This window comes from Rothia uropygialis (assembly GCF_004137765.1).
Lineage (GTDB): Bacteria > Actinomycetota > Actinomycetes > Actinomycetales > Micrococcaceae > Rothia.
This window is the reverse complement of record NZ_NOIS01000001.1, coordinates 317,876-337,095: the sequence shown is the minus strand read 5'-3', so window position 1 is coordinate 337,095 and position 19,220 is coordinate 317,876. Positions and strand designations below refer to the sequence as shown.

At 61.1% G+C, this 19,220-nt stretch carries 18 protein-coding genes, 3 tRNA genes and 1 pseudogene; 9 read left to right on the top strand and 13 right to left on the bottom strand.

What is annotated here, in order from left to right:
• Nucleotides 1-15: 15 nt before the first annotated feature.
• The 7 genes and pseudogenes from mshD to EWV35_RS01520 form a co-directional block, all read left to right on the top strand.
• Nucleotides 16-1,080, top strand: a pseudogene (mshD, locus tag EWV35_RS13375) (mycothiol synthase); the annotation flags it as partial.
• A 6-nt stretch (nt 1,081-1,086) separates the two neighbouring features.
• Nucleotides 1,087-3,378, top strand: a complete 2,292-nt coding sequence (locus EWV35_RS13370; RefSeq protein ID WP_394342428.1) for an RNA degradosome polyphosphate kinase — start codon at nt 1,087-1,089, stop codon at nt 3,376-3,378.
• 63 nt (nt 3,379-3,441) lie between these two features.
• Nucleotides 3,442-4,386, top strand: a complete 945-nt coding sequence (locus EWV35_RS01540) for an NUDIX hydrolase (protein ID WP_129657535.1) — start codon at nt 3,442-3,444, stop codon at nt 4,384-4,386.
• Nucleotides 4,376-5,206, top strand: a complete 831-nt coding sequence (locus EWV35_RS01535; protein WP_129657533.1) for a thymidylate synthase — start codon at nt 4,376-4,378, stop codon at nt 5,204-5,206. Before EWV35_RS01540 ends, EWV35_RS01535 begins: the two co-directional genes overlap by 11 nt.
• Complete coding sequence (locus EWV35_RS01530; protein ID WP_129657531.1) at nt 5,203-5,823, top strand: dihydrofolate reductase; 621 nt, start codon at nt 5,203-5,205, stop codon at nt 5,821-5,823. Before EWV35_RS01535 ends, EWV35_RS01530 begins: the two co-directional genes overlap by 4 nt.
• Before the next feature lie 115 nt (nt 5,824-5,938).
• A complete protein-coding gene (gene asd / locus EWV35_RS01525; protein ID WP_129657529.1) occupies nt 5,939-7,078 on the top strand; it encodes an aspartate-semialdehyde dehydrogenase in 1,140 nt (379 codons plus the stop codon).
• 9 nt (nt 7,079-7,087) lie between these two features.
• The gene (locus EWV35_RS01520) at nt 7,088-7,543 is read left to right on the top strand and encodes a GntR family transcriptional regulator (protein ID WP_238654015.1); all 456 of its coding nucleotides are present in this window, start codon (nt 7,088-7,090) and stop codon (nt 7,541-7,543) included.
• On the opposite strand, the gene EWV35_RS01515 is transcribed toward EWV35_RS01520, so the two are convergent.
• The 9 genes from EWV35_RS01515 to EWV35_RS01475 form a co-directional block, all read right to left on the bottom strand.
• Nucleotides 7,540-8,049: a PGPGW domain-containing protein gene (locus EWV35_RS01515; RefSeq protein ID WP_238654013.1), complete on the bottom strand. Its 510-nt coding sequence runs from the start codon at nt 8,047-8,049 to the stop codon at nt 7,540-7,542. The genes EWV35_RS01520 and EWV35_RS01515 overlap by 4 nt on opposite strands.
• Nucleotides 8,050-8,260: 211 nt before the next feature.
• Complete coding sequence (locus EWV35_RS01510) at nt 8,261-9,349, bottom strand: UDP-N-acetylmuramate dehydrogenase (protein ID WP_129657525.1); 1,089 nt, start codon at nt 9,347-9,349, stop codon at nt 8,261-8,263.
• Nucleotides 9,350-9,400: 51 nt separating this feature from the next.
• Entirely contained in the window at nt 9,401-10,726 is a 1,326-nt protein-coding gene (locus EWV35_RS01505; protein ID WP_238654011.1) for an MFS transporter, read from the bottom strand.
• 250 nt (nt 10,727-10,976) lie between these two features.
• The gene (locus tag EWV35_RS01500) at nt 10,977-11,438 is read right to left on the bottom strand and encodes a MaoC family dehydratase (RefSeq protein ID WP_129657521.1); all 462 of its coding nucleotides are present in this window, start codon (nt 11,436-11,438) and stop codon (nt 10,977-10,979) included.
• A 2-nt stretch (nt 11,439-11,440) separates the two neighbouring features.
• Complete coding sequence (locus EWV35_RS01495; RefSeq protein WP_129657519.1) at nt 11,441-11,899, bottom strand: FAS1-like dehydratase domain-containing protein; 459 nt, start codon at nt 11,897-11,899, stop codon at nt 11,441-11,443.
• A 270-nt stretch (nt 11,900-12,169) separates the two neighbouring features.
• Nucleotides 12,170-12,243 (bottom strand) — tRNA-Met (locus EWV35_RS01490).
• A gap of 54 nt (nt 12,244-12,297) precedes the next feature.
• Nucleotides 12,298-12,369, bottom strand: a tRNA-Thr gene (locus EWV35_RS01485).
• Nucleotides 12,370-12,449: 80 nt separating this feature from the next.
• Entirely contained in the window at nt 12,450-14,357 is a 1,908-nt protein-coding gene (locus EWV35_RS01480; protein WP_394342427.1) for a DEAD/DEAH box helicase, read from the bottom strand.
• A gap of 419 nt (nt 14,358-14,776) precedes the next feature.
• Complete coding sequence (locus EWV35_RS01475; RefSeq protein WP_129657515.1) at nt 14,777-14,986, bottom strand: hypothetical protein; 210 nt, start codon at nt 14,984-14,986, stop codon at nt 14,777-14,779.
• A gap of 400 nt (nt 14,987-15,386) precedes the next feature.
• Between EWV35_RS01475 and EWV35_RS01470 the strand changes: the two genes are divergently transcribed.
• Nucleotides 15,387-16,388: a DNA-3-methyladenine glycosylase family protein gene (locus EWV35_RS01470; RefSeq protein WP_129657513.1), complete on the top strand. Its 1,002-nt coding sequence runs from the start codon at nt 15,387-15,389 to the stop codon at nt 16,386-16,388.
• Nucleotides 16,389-16,429: 41 nt separating this feature from the next.
• Here the strand turns inward: EWV35_RS01470 and trxA are convergent, their stop codons facing one another.
• From trxA to EWV35_RS01455, 3 genes are all read right to left on the bottom strand, one after another.
• Complete coding sequence (trxA, locus tag EWV35_RS01465; RefSeq protein WP_129657511.1) at nt 16,430-16,840, bottom strand: thioredoxin; 411 nt, start codon at nt 16,838-16,840, stop codon at nt 16,430-16,432.
• A 186-nt stretch (nt 16,841-17,026) separates the two neighbouring features.
• A tRNA-Tyr gene (locus tag EWV35_RS01460) sits at nt 17,027-17,111 on the bottom strand.
• A 183-nt stretch (nt 17,112-17,294) separates the two neighbouring features.
• Nucleotides 17,295-17,618 (bottom strand): hypothetical protein, encoded by a 324-nt coding sequence (locus EWV35_RS01455; RefSeq protein ID WP_129657509.1) that lies wholly within the window; start codon nt 17,616-17,618, stop codon nt 17,295-17,297.
• Nucleotides 17,619-17,793: 175 nt separating this feature from the next.
• Between EWV35_RS01455 and EWV35_RS01450 the strand changes: the two genes are divergently transcribed.
• The gene (locus EWV35_RS01450) at nt 17,794-18,285 is read left to right on the top strand and encodes a YajQ family cyclic di-GMP-binding protein (protein ID WP_129657507.1); all 492 of its coding nucleotides are present in this window, start codon (nt 17,794-17,796) and stop codon (nt 18,283-18,285) included.
• A 33-nt stretch (nt 18,286-18,318) separates the two neighbouring features.
• Here the strand turns inward: EWV35_RS01450 and htpX are convergent, their stop codons facing one another.
• Nucleotides 18,319-19,215, bottom strand: coding sequence for a zinc metalloprotease HtpX (gene htpX, locus EWV35_RS01445; protein WP_129657505.1), 897 nt, complete (start codon nt 19,213-19,215; stop codon nt 18,319-18,321).
• Nucleotides 19,216-19,220: the final 5 nt, after the last annotated feature.

Genomic DNA, 19,220 nt, shown 5'->3' with positions numbered 1-19,220 from the left:
ACGACACCGCCGATAATGCAGCGACTCGGATTGGGTAGGTACGCGGTGAATTCAGCGCCCGGAAATGCGACTTCTCGATACTCCGTGGACAGCACACGTCCGTATCCGGAGCTTGTCCGGCACGTGGAGGCCCTTGCCCAGCGTGTCCATTCGCAGGACGGTGCCAACCCGTTCTCCGAACAGACCCTCGTTCAACTTCGGCGGGCTGCCGAACAGAACCGGCAGGATGCATCGGCCCCCATTGTCATAACCGCTTACGAAGGCGAGAACCTTATTGGCGTCGCGGTTGCGACAGCCTCCGACGAGGCCGAGTCGAACGGCACAGTCGAGGGCGCCGTCGCCCCGGGCCATCGCGGAGAAGGCCTCGGCCGGGCCATCGCGGAGTTCCTCCTCGGAGACCAAGGACTCGGGGAAGACGTCAACAAGTATCGGGTGTGGATACACGGGTCCGGCGTCGCCGACAAAACCCGTGACTACTCAGCACCGTTGGCCGCAGTCTCTCTCGCCAACAGCTTCGATTACGTTCCCGTGCGTGAACTCTGGAAAATGCGCCTCAACCTCACACCGCAGTCGCGACGTTCCATCAAAGAGGAAGCCGAGAAGCACGCACCGGAACCGCCCGTACACATCCGAACCTTCCAGGATTCCGACGCCGAAGCATGGGTGCGCCTCAACGCACGCGCTTTCGCAGACCACCCGGAGCAAGGACAACTCGGGATAGAAGATCTTCAGGCTCGCCAGAAGGAATCATGGTTCCGCCCCGAAGGTTTCTTCCTCGCCGAGTCCGAGCAGGATTCCAGCGGAAAACCCGCACTCTTGGGATTCCACTGGACCAAGATCGAAGAACAAGCCGACGGAACCCGTGAAGGCGAGGTCTATGCCGTTGGGGTCTCCCCGGATGCACAAGGAACTGGTCTGGGGCGGATCCTGACCCTGGTCGGGATGGACTACCTCGCGCAATTCGGTGAACAAGACGACCACTCGGAAACGCCGCTGGACGCCATCGTTCTTTATGTCGACGCTGACAATTCGGCGGCAGTCGGCCTGTACGAGTCGCTTGGTTTCCGTCCGTGGGACGTCGACACCATGTATGCGCCCTCCTCGGCCGTTTCGGACGAGGAAGAAACCCTCGCGAAGCCCGAGTCGTCCACCGACTCGGGTCAGAACAATCTGACTCAGCCGGGCCAGTCCACCAACATCGCCAAGATCGAACGTGCAGAAACGCGTGGGGATCGCATCGATGCACCGGAACAATTTTCGACGCCGTTGCTTCAGGGGGATTTCGGCCCGGAACGATTCGCTGACCGGGAAGCGTCGTGGCTGGACTTCAACACGCGTGTCCTCGAATTGGCCGAAGACCCCTCGCTCTACTTGTTGGAACGGCTCAATTTTCTGTCGATCGTCGCGTCAAACCTCGACGAGTTCTTCATGGTCCGTGTTGCAGGCCTCAAACGTCGCATTGCCACCGGTATCGCTGTCCCCTCGGCCTCAGGGCTTACCCCGGACGAGCAGATGGAGCTGATCAGCGAGTCCGCTCATCGGCTGCAACAGCGCCATGCCGAAGTCTTTCACCAGAAGGTTCTTCCCGAGCTCGAGAAGGCGAAACTCCACATCGTCGGTTGGGACGATCTCGAAGGCCAGGCCAAGGAGCGACTCACCGCCCAATTCCGGGAGAGAGTCTTCCCGATCCTCACCCCGCTTGCCGTGGACCCGGCACACCCTTTCCCGTACATCTCCGGCTTGTCGCTGAACCTGGCGGTCATCGTTCGGAACCCTCAGACAGGGAAAGAACTGTTCGCGAGGATCAAGGTTCCGGACCAATTGGATCGGATGATTTCCGTCGATGGCTCGAGGAATGCCAATTCTCCGTCCAGAACCGCGCGGTTCATCCCCCTCGAGGCCATCATCGCCGAGCACCTCGATCAGCTCTTCCCGGGCATGGAAGTCGTCGGGCACCACGTCTTCCGCGTCACGCGCAACGAAGACCTCGAGGTCGAAGAGGACGACGCGGAGAATCTCCTCCAGGCGCTGGAGAAAGAGCTTCTGCGCCGCCGTTTCGGCCCGCCGGTCCGGCTGGAGGTCGAAGACACCATCAACCCGGCAATCCTGGATCTTTTGGTCTCGGAACTCAGGGTCGACGATTCCGAGGTATACCGCCTGCCGGCCCCTCTGGACCTGCGAGGCATGTCCAACATCGTCAAGGTCAACCGGCCTGCACTGCACTATCCGAAGCACATCGCTCATACCAGTCGGTTCCTCAATGCCGCGGAAACGGCCAAGGCGGCAGACGTGTTCTCGGCGACACGCGAGCACGACGTACTTCTCCAGCATCCTTATGATTCCTTTGCCACGAGTGTTCAGGCTTTCTTGGAACAAGCGGCCTCCGACCCGCAAGTCATGGCAATCAAGCAGACGCTCTACCGGACCTCGGGCGACTCCCCCATTGTTGATGCACTCATCGAAGCGGCGGAAGCCGGCAAACAGGTCTTGGCCGTGGTCGAGATCAAGGCCCGATTCGATGAGCAGGCAAACATTTCCTGGGCTCGCAAGCTCGAAGAAGCCGGCGTTCACGTGGTGTACGGAATCGTAGGACTCAAGACGCACTGCAAGCTCTCCCTCGTGGTTCGTCAGGAGTCTGACGGCCTGCGCCGTTACTGCCACATTGGGACGGGAAATTACCATCCGTCCACCGCGCGCTTCTACGAAGATCTGGGACTGCTGACCTGTGATTCTCAGGTCGCAGAAGACGTCTCGCGCTTGTTCAATCAGCTCTCCGGTTACGCTCCCAAGACGGCCTACAAATCCCTATTGGTTGCGCCCCGCTCCCTGCGGTCGGGACTGATCGACCGCATCAACCGCGAGATCGCCCACAAGCGCGCCGGATTGAATGCCCAAATTCAGATCAAGTGCAATTCAATGGTGGACGAGGCCATCATCGACTCGCTGTACCGCGCCTCGCAAGCCGGAGTCGAGGTCAACATTGTCGTGCGTGGCATTTGCGCCCTGCGGCCGGGTGTGCCTGGGCTGTCCGAGAACATCAAGGTGCGCTCGATCCTGGGCCGTTTCCTCGAGCATTCGAGGGTTTTCACCTTCGAGAACGGCGGCAAGCCTGTGGCGTACATAGGTTCGGCGGATATGATGCACCGAAACTTGGATCGCCGGGTCGAGGCGCTCGTGCGCATCAAGGATCCGGTGCATATCCGGTACCTTATGGGAGTGATGGCCATGTACATCTCCGAGAGGACTGCCAACTGGCATCTCAGCTCGGACGGCAAGTGGACACGCTTCTCACGGGCGGAGGACGGAACACCCCTCCGAGATATCCAGTCCCGGCTCCTGGAGTCCCGGGCCAAGCGAGGAATGTACCCGGGCCAGTAACCGAGGCTCCATCCGAATTCGACCACGCATCACGTTCCCTCCGCACCGAAGGATCCATTCTCGATGTCAGACCATTCGAAAAGTTCCCCGGCAGTCATCGCTGCTGGTGCCATCTGTTGGCGCGAGACAAGCGCGGGCCTCGAGGTCCTGATCATCCACCGGCCGAAGTACGACGACTGGTCATGGCCGAAGGGCAAACAAGATAATGGGGAATCCATCCCGGAGACCGCCATCCGCGAGGTGCACGAGGAGGTCGGTCTCAAGATCACCCTGGGTCCACCCCTGGCCAAGACCACGTACAAGGTTTCGCGCGGCAAAAAGGATGTCCACTACTGGGCCGCGGAGATTCCCGCAGGCAAGAAGGCGCGGGAGGACAAAGGCGAGGTGGACCGGCTCGAATGGGTGAGCCCGAGCGCTGCCCGCGAGGCCCTGACCAATTCGTCCGACAGGTACCCTCTCGACCGGTTACTCGAGTTGTACGAGGCAGGCGACCTCCGAACTCGCCAACTCATCGTGGTCCGACACGCCAAGGCCAAGCCCCGATCCACGTGGTCGCGCGCGGAAAGTGACCGGCCGTTGGCCGCGACGGGAAAACGACAGGCGCACGCCGTCTGGCGTTTGCTCGACGCGTGGAAACCAGGAAAAATCGTTTCGAGTCCGTGGCTGCGGTGCATGCAAACGGTCGCCGGTTACGCGAAGGCCAATGGGCTGATTATCAAGGAGAAGAACCGGCTCACGGAGGCGGAGCACAAGCGCAAACCGGCAAAAGCGGCCAAGCTCATGGAAGCACTTTTCGAATCCCATCATTCGACGGTCCTGTGCACCCATCGGCCGGTACTGCCAACGATCCTCAAGGTGGTCAACCACCACCTCCCCAAGGATCTGCGCGACACGCTGCCGACCAAGGACCCGTACCTGACACCCGGGCAGATGTTGGTACTCAACATCAGCCTGAAACACCGCGATCGCGTTATCTCCGTAGAAAAGATTGATCCCTTTGACGACTGACTCTCCCTCCGTACCCACTCCCTATGAAGACCTATTGCGGGACATCCTGGCCCACGGCAACCGTCGAGGAGACCGTACGGGGACCGGTACCACATCGGTTTTCGGGCGACAGATACGGTACGACCTATCGGCCTCGTTCCCTTTGCTGACCACCAAGAATGTTCGGTTCAAGGCCGTGGCACTCGAGTTGCTGTGGTTCCTCCGCGGTTCGACCAACGTTCGGTGGTTGCAGGATCGCAACGTTCATATTTGGGACGAATGGGCCGACGAGAAGGGGGATCTCGGCCCGGTCTACGGTGCGCAATGGCGCTCCTGGCCGACTCCGAGCGGCGAATCCATCGACCAAATAGCCAAGGTCATCTCATCGTTGAAGACGAGCCCGTACTCTCGGAGACACATTGTCAGCGCGTGGAACCCCGCCGAGGTCGACGAGATGGCGTTGCCGCCTTGCCACGCCCTGTTCCAGTTCTACGTCGAACCCGTCGAGGGAGGCCCGGACAGGCTTTCCTGCCAGCTGTATCAACGCTCGGCCGATATGTTCTTGGGGGTTCCGTTCAATATCGCCTCATACGCATTGCTGACTCGACTGGTTGCCGATCAGGTTGGCATGAGTCCAGGAGAATTCGTCTGGACCGGTGGGGACTGCCATATCTACGACAACCACCGGGATCAAGTGGAATTACAACTTTCCCGCGAGCCCAGGCCCTACCCGACGTTGAGCATCTCGCACCGTGACTCGATCGACCTGTACGAGTACGAAGATCTCATGGTTCAGGGATACGATCCCCACCCCTCGATCAAGGCTCCTATCGCGGTATGAGCGAGACCTTTCCGAACGAATCGACGCCACGATTATCGGCCATTTGGGCGCAAGCTCGAGGACGAATCATCGGGCGCCAGGGCTCAATGCCCTGGTGGGTCCCTTCTGACCTGGCCTTCTTCAAACGCGCGACCTCGGGCGGGCCGGTCATCATGGGCCGTACGACATGGGAGTCCTTTCCGGCGCGGTTTCGCCCCCTGCCCGAAAGGACCAACATCGTCCTTACCCGGTCTTTGCCTTCCCCCGCCGACCCTGTGACCGGCCTCGCCCATCACGACGGTGCACTCTGGACCAGCGACCTCGCCAAGGCCCTCGAAGCGTCCCGACGAGCTCCCCGGTCTGGGGAGGATTTGTGGGTCATCGGCGGTTCGCGTCTCTACGAACAAATTCTTCAGTTGACGGCTGTAGCCGGCGTCCTCGACGGTCGAGTGACCCGCGTATTGGTCACCGAGCTGGACATCGACGTCGCGGGAGACCGCGAGGCTCCGGAGCTGGGAGCTGAGTGGCACGTCGAAGAAGCGACCGGCGGGATAGATGAACGAGGCAAAGTTGCCGATCCTTCCGGCACGCTTCAACCGAAGCCCGTTCCCTTCCGGTTCCTCGAGTACCGGAGATAGTCTTTCCTTCTCTTGTTCCTGAATCCGGAAACCAGGTTCAGCAGATGACAATCCCGAATTGACGTATGTCACTCACATGAGACCAGATGTCGCGACTCTCGCTACACTGGACAGCATGGCTTTTCAGTCCGGAGATTCGGTAGGTTTTGTCGGTTGGCGCGGCATGGTGGGTTCAGTTCTCATGAAGCGCATGGAAGAAGAGAAGGACTTCCAGGGAATCGCCCCGGCATTCTTCTCGACGTCCAACGCAGGCGGGCCCGCGCCCCAGTATCGAGGCGTTCCAGAAGGCGGGACGCTCAAGGACGCGTACGACATCGATGAGCTCGCCAAACTCCCCATCATTGTGACCGCCCAAGGCGGTGACTACACCAAGGCTGTCCATTCCAAGTTGCGGGAGCGCGGCTGGGACGGTCTCTGGATCGATGCGGCGTCGACGCTGCGCATGAATGACGACTCCGTCATCGTCCTGGACCCCGTCAACCGCGACGTCATTGATCGCGGACTGGATCGCGGGATCAAGGATTTCGTCGGCGGAAATTGCACGGTCTCCTGCCTGCTCATGGGCTTGGGCGGCCTCTTCCGCGAGGGGCTCGTCGAGTGGACCACGGCCATGACGTATCAGGCTGCCTCCGGCGGCGGCGCCCGCCACATGCGGGAGGTCCTCAAGGGCTTTCGGGACATAGCGGGGTCGGTCTCCGCAGAGCTTGACGATCCCGCATCGGCGATCCTGGATATCGACCGGAAGGCGCTTGACAAGCAGCGCTCCGGCGATCTGGACACGCAGCAGTTCGGTGTGCCCCTGGCCGGCTCTCTCATCCCGTGGATCGACGCGGACCTGGGCAACGGTCAGTCCCGCGAGGAGTGGAAGGCGGACGCAGAGACCAACAAGATTCTGGGCCTCTCGGACGACGAGCGCGTGATCATGGACGGCTTGTGCGTGCGCATTGCGGCCATGCGCTCTCATTCCCAGGCGCTCACCATCAAGCTGACCGATGACCTCCCTGTCGAAGAAATCGAGCACATCATCGATCAGGACAACGAATGGTCAAGGGTCATTCCCAATACGAAGGAAGCGACCATGGACGCCCTGACTCCGGTCGCGGCGTCGGGAACGCTCTCGATTCCCGTGGGCCGTATCCGCAAGCTGGCAATGGGTCCGGAGTATATTTCGGCCTTCACCGTCGGAGACCAGTTGTTGTGGGGAGCGGCAGAACCCCTTCGTCGCATGCTGAATATCGCTACTGGAACGTTGTAGGAGCTCACCGTGCCGGACCAGGAACCCAAGGACACTGGGTCGATCGCCCCGAAGAACATCGATTGGAATGACGACGCCGCAGCGCGCGAATTCTTTGCCGTTCGCCCGGACTCGGGGGTTCCACCGTACGCCCAACTCCGACGCCGCGTCGTCGAGGCGAGACACACGGGAGAACTCGGATCCGGAACACGGTTGCCACCGGTCCGCAAACTCGCCGCGTCGCTTCACCTGGCTAATAACACGGTGGCCAAGGCCTACAAGGAGCTGGAAGCCGCTGGCGTCGTCGAAACGAAAGGGCGCGCCGGAAGTTTCGTGCGCGCGGGTTCCGGCTTGGAAGAAAAGGCCCTCAAGATCACCCACAAGTTTCTGGCGGATCTGGAGAACATCGGCTTGCACCAGAATGAGGCCGAAGCATTGCTACGACGGGTGATTGACGAGGCATCGCCTCTGGACGAGCGTCCCTAGACTTTGGGAACACGGCGGATACGCCGTGTATGCCCTTGTGCATGGGGCAGTACCAGCCCAGGCGAACTCGTCGGACGGTGCGGTGCACAATTGTGGCTTCGCCTGAACTGAGCGTCCAAGAATTCCTTGTGCTGCTTCTTGGCGATGCGGGCTCGGGCTCTCTGCTCCTGGGCATGCTCACGGCGGAGCGCACGCGCGGCTCGCCATGAAGTGAATCGGCGCCACACCGCGACGACCTTTGACTTGGCCCACTGGTTGAAGCGATGAATGATCGGGTACTCGGTCGCCAAAACCCCCAAGCCCAAGAAGATCGCAAGCCAGCCCGGCCCCGGAGTCACCAACATGATGAGACCGGCGAGAACAATCACTCCGCCGACCACAGAGACGATTACCTTGCGCAATAAACGCAACACGGGGTGGCGACCGGTGAAATCCCGGAAGCGGTTCAAAGCGTGATGCAACCGGCCTTCTCGCTGGCCTTGCTCGATTTCTTTCTCGATTCCCACGGGGCACCCCCTGCTCCTGAACGGAATTCGGTGCGGTGACCGCACGAGCCCGTCACGGGGCCGCACGCCCCGCGGACCTGCTTTTCCTGTTCCCAGCTTAGTAGCCAGAACGCGAGGAATCGCCATGTTCGACGAATCCTTGTGCGTTGAACATCAAGTATCTCGTTTTCACCTGTGATTTGCCCGGGATAATGAGAAGAATTTCCCTGAACTAGAGGTGTGTGCCCACCAGAATGGGCTCTGCTTCAAGGGTTACCCCGAACTTTTCGCGAACCCCATCACGGACAGCGCGGGCGATCGCAACGACGTCTTCCGCACGCGCTCCCCCGCGATTAGTGATCGCGAGCGTGTGTTTGGTCGACAAGGAAACCCGTCCCCCAGCGACGGACGCGGAATCACCCTCCAAGCCGTAGCCTTTGTTGAAACCGGCGTGCTGGATGAGCCATGCCGCCGAAAGCTTGGTCTTCGACTCATCCACCTGCCCCGAAGGATCGAGCACCGGGTAACGCGGGGCGTCATCCGGTACCTGTTCTTGAGTCTCTGCCGCGATGATGGGGTTCGTGAAGAAGGATCCTGTACTGAAAGTGTCCCGATCCCGAGGGTCGAGGACCATGCCTTTGCCCGCTCTGAGCCCGAGCACGATTTCTCTGACTGTTGTCGCCTCCGCCCTGTCCCCGACCTCGACGCCTAGGCGCTGGGCAAGCTCCGTGTAGCGAATCGGCTGGGAGAGGGCGTTGGACTCGAGTGCGAAATCCACGGAGAGAACAACATACCTGGGCGAGCCGTCGTGGATCTCTCGTTTCAGCTTCGAAGTACGATACGCAAAATCCAGGTCAGTACCCGTAAACGTCAGCCGTTGCTGTGTTTTGCGGTCGTATACGCGGGCTGCACGGAAATGCTGTGAGATCTCGGTGCCGTATGCACCAACATTCTGCACGGGGGTCGCCCCGGTGATCCCGGGGATTCCCGAGAGCGTTTCGAGTCCGCTCAACCCCAATTCCACGCTGTGACGCACCAGCCCGTCCCAAGGTTCACCCGCCGCGCTGCTAAGAGTCACGCGGCCGTCGTCATCGGTGACCACGTCCGTGCCGCGTGAGGCGATGTGCACGACGGTCCCATCGAATCCGGCGTCACCGACCACCAGGTTGGAGCCGCCGCCCAGCACGAGAACGCGGTCCCCCGCACGATCGGCTTCCTGGACGGCGTTCACGATCTCGTCGTCATTTTCTGCCCGCACGTAACGCCGGGCAGGACCGCCCACGCCAAGGGTCGTCAATTCGCTCAAAAAGGTCTCAGTCACGCCCTCCAGTCTAACCAGCCTGCGAGTGCATCCCCGACCGGGCTAGGCGCGCTAGTCTTCCTCTTCCTCGGCGCCGTCGTGGGATTTCCTTTCGCGCAGGGCCTCTTCCATGCTCATCTGCGTCGCCGGGTATTCCGGCGTTTCGGTGAAGTGGTCTGCATCGGGCTGGTTGATCCAATGAGCGGTCACGTCGTCCTCTGAATGTTCTGCGGTCCGCCGGCGAGCCTTTTCGGGTGTCCGTAGTTGCGGCACGAGGCACAAGGACACGATCACCAGAAGGAGTACGACGGCGAGGCCGTTGCGGACTCCGAGGGCTTCCCCGAGGACTCCGAGAAGGGGCGGGCCGCCCAGGAAGGCGCCGTATCCGATCGTCGAAACCACGGAGACCCTCGCGGAGGCCCGCACCGGATCGTCCGCGGCCGCCGACATCCCTACGGGGAAACCGAGTGCCGCACCGATGCCCCACACAAAAATCGCGACCATCCCAAGCCCGATCCACGGAGAGACGACGAACGTCCCCAAACCGATCACGGCGAGAACGCAAGCAATCCGCATCACCATGATGCGGCCGTAGACGTTCAGGAGTCCGGTGCCAAGAAGCCGACCGGTCGTCATGGCGGTCACGAAGAGCCCGTAGCCGATGGCACCGACCGAGGCGCTCGCGTCGTACCCATTGGTCAGGGCCAACGCGACCCAGTCATTGGCCGAGCCCTCCGCTAGCGCCATACCGAGAACAAAGATCCCGAGGAGGACGGTCCGCTTCTCGGACCAAGCGTGCCGAACCGAGAACTTCCCGTGGCCGGAGTCGACGATCGCCATCAGGCCGGTGGTTCCCGGTTGGATGTCCTCGCCTTCGTGGCGTGTATAACGCATCGCCACGGCCACCAGGGCAATCACAACCACGTACACGCTCAACATGTGCCAGAAGACCGAGATGTCCATCGCAGTCATCGCGGTACCGACGATCGAACCAATGACCGTACCGACCGAGAAGCAACCGTGCATCAACGGCATACGCTGCTTCTTCAGGGCACGCTCGACGGCTGCGCCTTGCACATTGGCCGCGACGGAGAAGGTAGCTTGACCCAGTCCGAACAGCGCCAGCCCGATTCCGGCAACGAGGACGGAGTGCAGGAAAGAAACGCCCACGGCCAGCCCCAGGCCCCCGAGCATCATGAAGACGAATGTCAACCAGAGCGTCTTCTGCGCGCCGAGCTTCATCACGACCATGCCGGAGGCCGATACGGACAGGAATGCGCCCAGCGTCTGGGACAACAACAGAATTCCCAGCGGGCCTGCGCTGAGGTCAAGCTCTTGTGCGATCGCGGGAACGCGCACGAGCCAAGCGGAAATGGACAGCCCGCTGGCCAGGTACACGCCGAGAACGGCATAGAACCAGGAGCGCGTGGAGATCTGCTGAGCCTTGATAACCGAGCCTCTTTCCGTGCGAAGCGCGTGCTGATGGTGTGATCGTACGCGAGAAAAAATAAACGTGCCGCCCCTCTGCCCCTGCGAGAATGAGTCTTACACCCTGAAGGGGAAAGGGCCGGCACGTTATCGCGTCGGTTCTCAATTCCAGACGAGCGCCCCGTGACCAGTCAAGAGGCACCGGTTATACGGCGAAGTTTTACAAGCGAACGATCGCTTGGGCCTTGACCAGAACTTTCTGGGTCTTGCCCTCCGCGTCGGGGGCCGAAACCGTGAGGTCGACGCGCGCCGTACCGTTGTCTGCGTCCACGGCCCCGATCTTGCCTTCCACAGTGATGATGTTCCCGCCTGTGTCTGGCGTATGGTCCCCCTGGGCGTCCGGGACGGGAACGGGCTTGGTGAATCGGGTCTGGTAGTCGACGATCCGACCGGGGTCCCCTGCCCAGTCGGTCACGATCTGCACGGCGGCTCCCATCGTGAACATACCGTGAGCGATCACGCCGGGCAGCCCGACGGAGCTGGCGAAGCGCTCGTTCCAGTGGATCGGGTTGAAGTCACCACTGGCCCCCGCGTATCGGACGAGATCCGCCCGGGTCACCTGGATCTCGCGCCTGTCGATGATCTGGCCCTTTTCAATGGACTCAGCATTCGGTTTCTGCATGGCTACTCCTCACCCCGGACAAGAAGCGAAGAAACCGCGGTAGCTACCGGTTCGCCCTTCTCGTCGACTATTTCTTCGCGCGTGGTCACCATTGCTCCGGCCCCCATGCTTCGGACGGCGTCGACGTGGACGGTTGCTGAGAGCTCGTCTCCGGCGACGATGGCGCGGTGATGCGTAAATCGCTGGTCGGCGTGAACTACTCGTGAAAAGTCGATCCCGGCGGTTGGATCCTGGATGAGTTCGGCATCGGCGGCCTGACTGACGATAATTGCGAAAGTCGGCGGCGCGACCAGGTCCGTATACCCGAGTTCCCGAGCCGACTCGACATCGAAGTGAGCGCGGGACTCGGCCTTCACCGCCCGCGCGAATTCGCGGATCTTTTCCCGGGACACCGAATAGACCGGAGCGTTCGAGTAAACACGCCCCTGAAGGTCTTCGGCAATGCCCTGATGTTCAGACATGGTGCTCCTTGCTGAAGTGGTGCGTAGATGGTTTTCGAAAACCACATTACCGGCAGCTCGTACCACTGGTTCTTTGGACTCATGGTTTCTGCGGAACTGTCGCACATAGGGGTCCGTGTTCGCCCGCGCCCGGCCTCGTCGTTCCGATGGAAGTGACCGGCCAAAGCCTCGGAACAACCCCACAAGAAATCCCGAGAGTTCAGGTGTGAACCGGCACATCAACAAAAAGTCCCGTCCGGACCGGCTGGGCCAGTCGAACGGGACTTGTTGTAGCGGTGGACGGGCTCGATCCGTCGACCTCACGATTATGAGTCGTGCGCTCTAACCAGCTGAGCTACACCGCCAAGCATGAAAGCGCCCACGTAAAGCAAATACTCCACGCAGGCCCTCAACATGAGAGCCCCGACCGGGAATCGATCCCGGGACCTCCATCTTACCAAGATGGCGCTCTACCACTGAGCTATCGGGGCAACGACATAAAACTATACAGTCAGGCGGATAGTCCGACAAATCCGTACAGAGTGCCGTTCCTCACAGGGCGGTGAGGGTCTTAGAACTTCCGGAATCCGCCCTTGCGCGCGCCCCGGTCGTTTCGATCGCTGCGGTCGCCACGGAAGCCACCACGGTCCTCACGAGGGCCGCCACGGCCGCCACGGTCTCCGCGGTATCCACCGCGCCCTCCGCGGTCGCCGCGGAAACCACCGCGGTTGCCTCCGCCTCGGTTCTGACCGCCACCACGATCCGGTTCAATGTCGATCGTGTTTCCATTGATCTGAATATTGCGGAATTCGTTGATGTTCAGGTTCTCGGGCAAGTCGACCAGCGAGAATCCGCCGCGGATGTCGATGTTTCCGACCTGAGAGCCGTCGAGGCCGCCTTCGTTCGTAAGCGCTCCCACGATCGAGCCGGGTGAGACTCGTTGCTCGTGTCCGACCTGAATCTTGTACGTGGTCAGGCCTTCGTCACTGCGCTTGCGTCCACCGCGCTCCGGGCGCCCTCCACGATCACCACGGTCGCCGCGTTCTTCGCGCCCACGGCTGGCCGTCTTGGTCGGCAGTTCGTCCACGAGGAAAGAGCGGCCGTTCTGAGCGATCACTGCAATGGCGGCGGCAATATCCTGCGCCGGAACGTCATGCTCGTTTTCGTACTTCTCGACGAGTTCCTTGAAGACGGTCAGGTCTTCGGACTCGATGGTGTCGGTGATCTGCTGTGCGAAGCGCTGCAGGCGATTCGCATTGACATCGTCCGCGGTCGGCATGTGCATCGGCTCGACCTTTTGACGCGTCGCCTTCTCGATCTGGCGCAACAGATACTTTTCGCGCGGCGTCATGAACAGGATCGCCTCACCCGCACGGCCCGCACGGCCGGTACGACCAATGCGGTGGACGTAGGATTCGGTGTCGTGTGGGATGTCGAAGTTGACCACGAGGCTGATGCGTTCGACGTCGAGGCCGCGAGCGGCAACGTCCGTCGCAACGAGAATGTCCACACGGCCGTCACGCAACGACTGCACGGTGCGCTCCCGCAGGTTCTGCGGGATATCGCCGTTGATGGCCGCGGCCTGGAAGCCACGGGCCTTGAGCTTCTCAGCGACCTCTTCGGTTTCCTTCTTGGTACGCACGAATGCGATGACCCCGTCGTACTCCTCGACCTCGAGCACGCGGGTCATTGCATCCAGCTTGTGGGAGTGCATGACCTGCATGTACCGCTGACGAATATTGGCCGCGGTGGTGGTTTTGGACTCGACGCGCACCTCAATGGGGTCATTGAGGTACTTTTCCGCGAGTTTGCGGATCGTTTTGGGCATGGTCGCCGAGAACAGAGCGACCTGCTTGGTCTTGGGGGTTTTCGCCAGGATCTGCTCAACGTCTTCGGCGAAGCCCATGCGAAGCATTTCGTCCGCCTCGTCAAGCACCAGGTGCTTGATATTCGAAAGATCGAGCGACCCGCGCTTGAGGTGGTCGATCACACGACCGGGGGTCCCGACGACGACCTGCGCACCGCGGCGCAGTCCGGCCAGCTGAGGGCCGTAGGGGGATCCGCCGTAAACCGGCAGAACCGTGAAATCAGGCATCTCGCTCGCGTAAGAGGAGAAAGCCTCCCCGACCTGCAAGGCGAGCTCACGGGTCGGAGCGAGGACGAGCACCTGGGTGTCGCGGTTGGGGCCGTTCACATCAGAGAGCTCGGCGAGATGGGACAGGGCAGGGACAGCGAATGCTGCCGTCTTGCCGGTACCCGTCTGAGCCAGACCGACGACGTCGCGCCCTTCGAGGAGCAACGGAATCGTCTCGGCCTGAATCGGAGAAGGCTTCTCGTAGCCGACCTTTTCGAGCGAGGCGAGCACTCGGCCGTCGAGGCCCAGATCAGTGAATTTTACGGAGTTGTCCTCGGCTTCTACCGTCTCGGCAGCGGTGTTCGAGGAGATTTCGGGCAGGGTCTGGTTGGTTTCAGTCACCAATTGGTCCTTATGGGGTTGGGGTTGCACGCACCGTCCCTCATGGACGGCGGCCGGTTATGTCCCCTTGAATCTGCCCGCGAACACGCCCTGAGTTTTCAGGACCGAATGTTCCTCCTATGGGCGCACCTCTACCGATCTCGTAGATCAGTGAATTTCGGTGAGCACGGCGGCGAGCTATTACACGTCATGCAACGGCCGGGTCCTTCTATCAGTTCAGGACTGACTCGGCACAAAACGGGGAATCCCGGTAATGATGTCTACTTTACCGTATTGAACGAGATTTTCCGCTCGTTGGTGACGTATCGCTCACCCGGAGCACCACGAGCCCACCGTTGCCCAAGACCATCGTGTACTCCGACCCGTAGGTGAGCCTCGGCCTCAGTTGTCGGCCCCTTCGAACCGTAGCCGTTCCAGGTTCTCTACACCTGGTCCAAGAAAATGCATTCAGGGGCCGCCCCCTCGCTCCCTCTCCACCGAACGTCGTGCCGAGGGACCAAGTGTGTGAGAACCGAGAGACCACTGGTCACGCTCGCGTCCTCGAGAACCACACGGATCGCGCGCTGTCTGGCGTCGACGTTCTCCGGCAACGGCGCCTGTGCGGTCTCGATCGTCGCGGCCGATGGCGACATGGCGCACAGGGCTCCGAGAACACAAGAGTCGGTTGGAAATTGTCTCCCGGCAGATTGAAGCAGCATCCCTTGATATCCACGATCCGAGCCGAAACCCGCATACCGTTTGGCCGCTTGGCCGCGTGGCCGCTTGGCCGAAAATAGCCAAGTCCCAGGCCCGTGCCTGCTTCGTTCCCCACCGCTGCAAGGACATGAATACGTAGGCGGCCAGGGAAACAATGCCCAGCAGAGCGGCGAGGACCCTAGGAGACCAACACCCCGGTACACGAGGCACGATCCACGATACGGAGATTCGATGAACCACGGAGCGAACCGGGGCAGGCCCACTCATCGTGGATGACGTGGAGTCGGGCCCCTGGCGCGTCGGAACAGAGCGATTCGCCATGCGATGATGGACCGCATGTCCACCGTATATGCATCCGAACGGCGCCTGGTACCTCAGGCACCCGCGGATCTTGCGCGGACTCTCTCGGTCCTGAGGCGTGGGACGCACGATCCGACAGTCTACGTGGAATCCGCACCTGGCCGGACTCGGGTATTCATGACCGCGCGCATCCCGGAACACGAAGGCTCAGGCGTCGCCGCGGTCCTCGACCAGGTCGCAACCTCGGGGCTGATGGCTCGCGCGCCGATCGACGTCGTCGCCTGGGGCGAGAATCCTCAGGAAGTCGAACAGTTCCTGGCTTCAGCCGAACGCCTCACCGGGCTCGACGACGACTGGTCGGCTTTTGCCGCATCTCCCGAATTTTTGCTTATTCCGCACCATGCTCGCGCTGCGTATCGTCTCAAACCTGGTTTGCGGCTCAGCGCCACGGGGTGGGTTTTCAAACAAACGGTCACGGCCGTTTTCGAACAGCGAGTCACCGGGAGCGAAGCAATAGGCGCTTGGCAACGGCTCGTTCGCCGAAACGGTTCCGCCCCGCCGCCAAGCCCACCGGGTCTCGCCTCATTGCCCGAAGGCATGTCGGTCTTCCCCACTCCCAGGAAATGGTTGTCCATTCCATCGTGGGAGTGGCGGCGGGCCGGCGTCGACGCGCACCGGGCCGATGCGATCCGGCGCGTCGCCGATAACGCTCCCGCCCTGATCGGTCTGACCGCGACGGCAGATCCGGGTTCCGTAGCCCGCGGGCTAGCAGGAATCCGCGGAATCGGGCCGTGGACCATCGCGGAAGCCATGCAAAGGTCACACGGGTTGGCCGACGCCGTCAGCGTAGGTGACTACCACATGGCCCACGGTGTCTGTTTTGCATTGGAAGGAAAGCGAGGGGACGACACTCGCATGCTCGAGCTCCTCAAGCCCTGGGCCGGGAACCGGCAACGGGTTGTGCGGATGCTCGGCCTCTCCGGCGTTAAAGAGCCCCGGCGAGGACCGAGGGTTGCCCCTCAGTCTCTCGCCGGTTGATTGAAGTCTTTGGTCACCGGAGCGCACGCGCCCCTGAATAGTCAGGCCTGGCCGGGGTCCCCGCCGGGCTGGCCCTCCTGCTGGGCCGCTTCCTTTTCGGCCTGGGCAATCTGCTCGCGGACTTCGTCCATGTCGAGGCCCTGGACGGCCTCGATGACCTGCTCCAGCTGGGACCCATTGAGGGCACCCGGCTGTGCAAAAACGAGCGTCTGCTCGCGGAAAGCCATGAGAGTCGGAATCGAGGTGATCCCGGCTGCAGCTGCCAGCTGCTGCTGATCCTCGGTATCGACCTTGCCGAACACGACGTCCTCGTACTTCTCCGAAGCGGACTCGAAGACGGGGGCGAACTGCTTGCAGGGCCCACACCATTCGGCCCAGAAATCGACCAGGACGATGTCGTTGTTCCCGATCGTGTCGTTGAGATTCTCTTGCGTCAGTTCAATAGTCGCCATGGCGTAGACACTACATATTGCGTGCCAAGCGACCCAAAGACTTTCACCAATAGCTCACAGAACGGCGGGGCAGCAAAAACAGAGCGGCGATATGCATACGAGCTTGGTCCAAGGCCGCCCAGCCAATGAGGGGGTTTAAAAGCGACAAGCCGTGAACTGACGATCGAGTTCACGGCTTACGCACAATGGTGGCAGGTGAGGGATTCGAACCCCCGTAGGCAGTGCCAGCTGATTTACAGTCAGCCCCCTTTGGCCACTCGGGTAACCTGCCGAGCATTCCCCGGCCCCAGAAGGACCGTACGGAACCGCGCTCCCGTCAACGGGAGCGGGTTCAACAGTACCCAAAGTCTCGCCGGATACACAAACCGACCACCGCACTCCGCCGACTTTGTGATCAACCACACTATTTCGGGTCCGCGTCGGGGTCTCCTGCCGGCCACGGATTCGCCACAATCTAGGCGGTCGAGGATGCTGCCTGCTCTTCCAGAAGCCGACTCTCCATGCGCGCCAGGAACTTTTCGAGTTGATCCTCGGTGATCTCTCCTCGGGCCAGCGAAGCTTCAAGATCTTCACGGACACCGGCGAGCCGATGAAGGAGCTCGGGATTGACGAGCCTCTGCCCGGCCTCGCCGTCACTCACGACGGACCTGCGACCATGCGAGATAATGACCGAGCGGTTGGACGTTGAACGGTATGTGGTCAGATCCGAGACATACCGCTTCGTGACGTTGGCACGCGAACTACGGGGGCCGCCATTGAATCTCGAGGTGGTGTTCATGATTCCAGTTTGGGACGCGTACCTGTGAGGACCACCAGAATCAGATGACGATTCGATAACGATTCGGTCCAGGTTGTCTCACAGTGCGGCATCGCCACCTTGACGCCGCCCGAGCATGGGAGCACATGTGCTTTAAGCTGGAACCGATCCCATTCCTCGACGACAGGAGTCCACCATGGCCAGCGAATCCTCATTCGACATTGTCAGCAAAGTCGACACGCAGGAAGTGTCCAACGCTCTCAACCAGGCAGCCAAGGAGGTTTCCCAGCGGTACGACTTCCGGGGAGTCGGAGCCTCCATCGATTTTTCGGGAGAGAAGATCCTGATCAAAGCGAATTCCGAAGAACGCGCCAAGGCGGTCCTCGACGTATTCAAGTCCAAACTCGTCAAGCGCGGCATATCGCTCAAATCCCTCGACGCGGGCGAGCCGTTCGCTTCTGGCAAGGAGTACCGCATCGAATCCTCCATCAAGGAGGGTATCGCCCAGGACCAGGCGAAGAAGATCTCCAAGCTGATCCGGGAGGAGGGGCCCAAAGGCGTGAAAGCGACCATTCAGGGGGACGAACTGCGAGTTTCGTCCAAATCCCGGGACGATCTCCAAGACGTGATGGCGACCCTCAAGTCCGCGGACCTCGACGTGGATCTTCAGTTCGTGAACTACCGGTAGGTATCACCGGAATTTCGGCGTCAGCGCCTCGCGTTAGTTATAACGCGGGGCGTTTCCGCCATAACCAGCCATGTTCTCGAGTCGGGCGATGCGCTTGTCCATCGGAGGGTGCGTTGAAAACAGATTCTGGGCTTGTGCCATGCGGAACGGATTGGCAATCATCATGTGAGCCGCATTGACCGTTCTCTGGTTCTCCGGGTCCATCGGGATCTGCTGAGTTCCCTGCTGAAGCTTTCGGAGCGCCGAGGCGAGCGCCAGCGGGTCGTCGGTCAGCTGAGCACCGTCCTGGTCGGCGTCGTATTCGCGGGTTCTGCTCACCGCAAGCTGGATAATCGTCGCGGCCAAAGGCGCCAGAAGCGCCATGAGGATCGCGGCAATGGGATTTCCACCGCGTTCACGGCCGCCGAACGCTCCGCCGAAGAACATCATGATTTGGGCAACTGAGGTGATCACCCCGGCTATCGCAGCCGAAATCGAGGATGTGAGAATATCCCGGTTGTACACGTGCATGAGCTCGTGGCCCAATACCCCTCGGAGCTCCCTTTCATTGAGCAATTGCAAGATGCCCTCGGTGCAGCACACGGCAGAGTGATCGGGATTGCGACCCGTCGCGAAAGCATTGGGCGACATCGTCGGCGCGATGAACAATTTGGGCATGGGCTGGTTCGCCTTGGACGAGAGCTCTTCGACGATCCGGTACATGCCCGGCGCTTCTTCTCTCGAAACAGGGCGCGCCTGCATCGACGCGATAGCGATCTTGTCGCTATTCCAGTAACTGACAGCGGTCGCGATCAGGCCGCCGATGGCGAACAACCAAATGAAGATGCTGCTGCCGCTACCCGCAGAGAGGACGGCGCCGACCGCGAGCAGGACGCCGAACATCCCGCCCATGAGAAGGACGGTTTTGAGTCCATTGAAATGATTGTGCATGTTTC

Excerpts from the sequence above, each read along its gene's own strand:
- EWV35_RS01495 (WP_129657519.1), bottom strand. The coding sequence starts at position 11,899 with ATGTCTGAACATCAGGGCATTGCCGAAGACCTTCAGGGGCGTGTTTAC.
- EWV35_RS01540 (WP_129657535.1), top strand. The coding sequence starts at position 3,442 with ATGTCAGACCATTCGAAAAGTTCCCCGGCAGTCATCGCTGCTGGTGCC.
- EWV35_RS01455 (WP_129657509.1), bottom strand. The coding sequence starts at position 17,618 with ATGAACACCACCTCGAGATTCAATGGCGGCCCCCGTAGTTCGCGTGCC.
- EWV35_RS13370 (WP_394342428.1), top strand. The coding sequence starts at position 1,087 with ATGTATGCGCCCTCCTCGGCCGTTTCGGACGAGGAAGAAACCCTCGCG.
- EWV35_RS01450 (WP_129657507.1), top strand. The coding sequence starts at position 17,794 with ATGGCCAGCGAATCCTCATTCGACATTGTCAGCAAAGTCGACACGCAG.
- trxA (WP_129657511.1), bottom strand. The coding sequence starts at position 16,840 with ATGGCGACTATTGAACTGACGCAAGAGAATCTCAACGACACGATCGGG.
- EWV35_RS01475 (WP_129657515.1), bottom strand. The coding sequence starts at position 14,986 with ATGTCGCCATCGGCCGCGACGATCGAGACCGCACAGGCGCCGTTGCCG.
- EWV35_RS01470 (WP_129657513.1), top strand. The coding sequence starts at position 15,387 with ATGTCCACCGTATATGCATCCGAACGGCGCCTGGTACCTCAGGCACCC.
- asd (WP_129657529.1), top strand. The coding sequence starts at position 5,939 with ATGGCTTTTCAGTCCGGAGATTCGGTAGGTTTTGTCGGTTGGCGCGGC.
- EWV35_RS01530 (WP_129657531.1), top strand. The coding sequence starts at position 5,203 with ATGAGCGAGACCTTTCCGAACGAATCGACGCCACGATTATCGGCCATT.
- htpX (WP_129657505.1), bottom strand. The coding sequence starts at position 19,215 with ATGCACAATCATTTCAATGGACTCAAAACCGTCCTTCTCATGGGCGGG.
- EWV35_RS01500 (WP_129657521.1), bottom strand. The coding sequence starts at position 11,438 with ATGCAGAAACCGAATGCTGAGTCCATTGAAAAGGGCCAGATCATCGAC.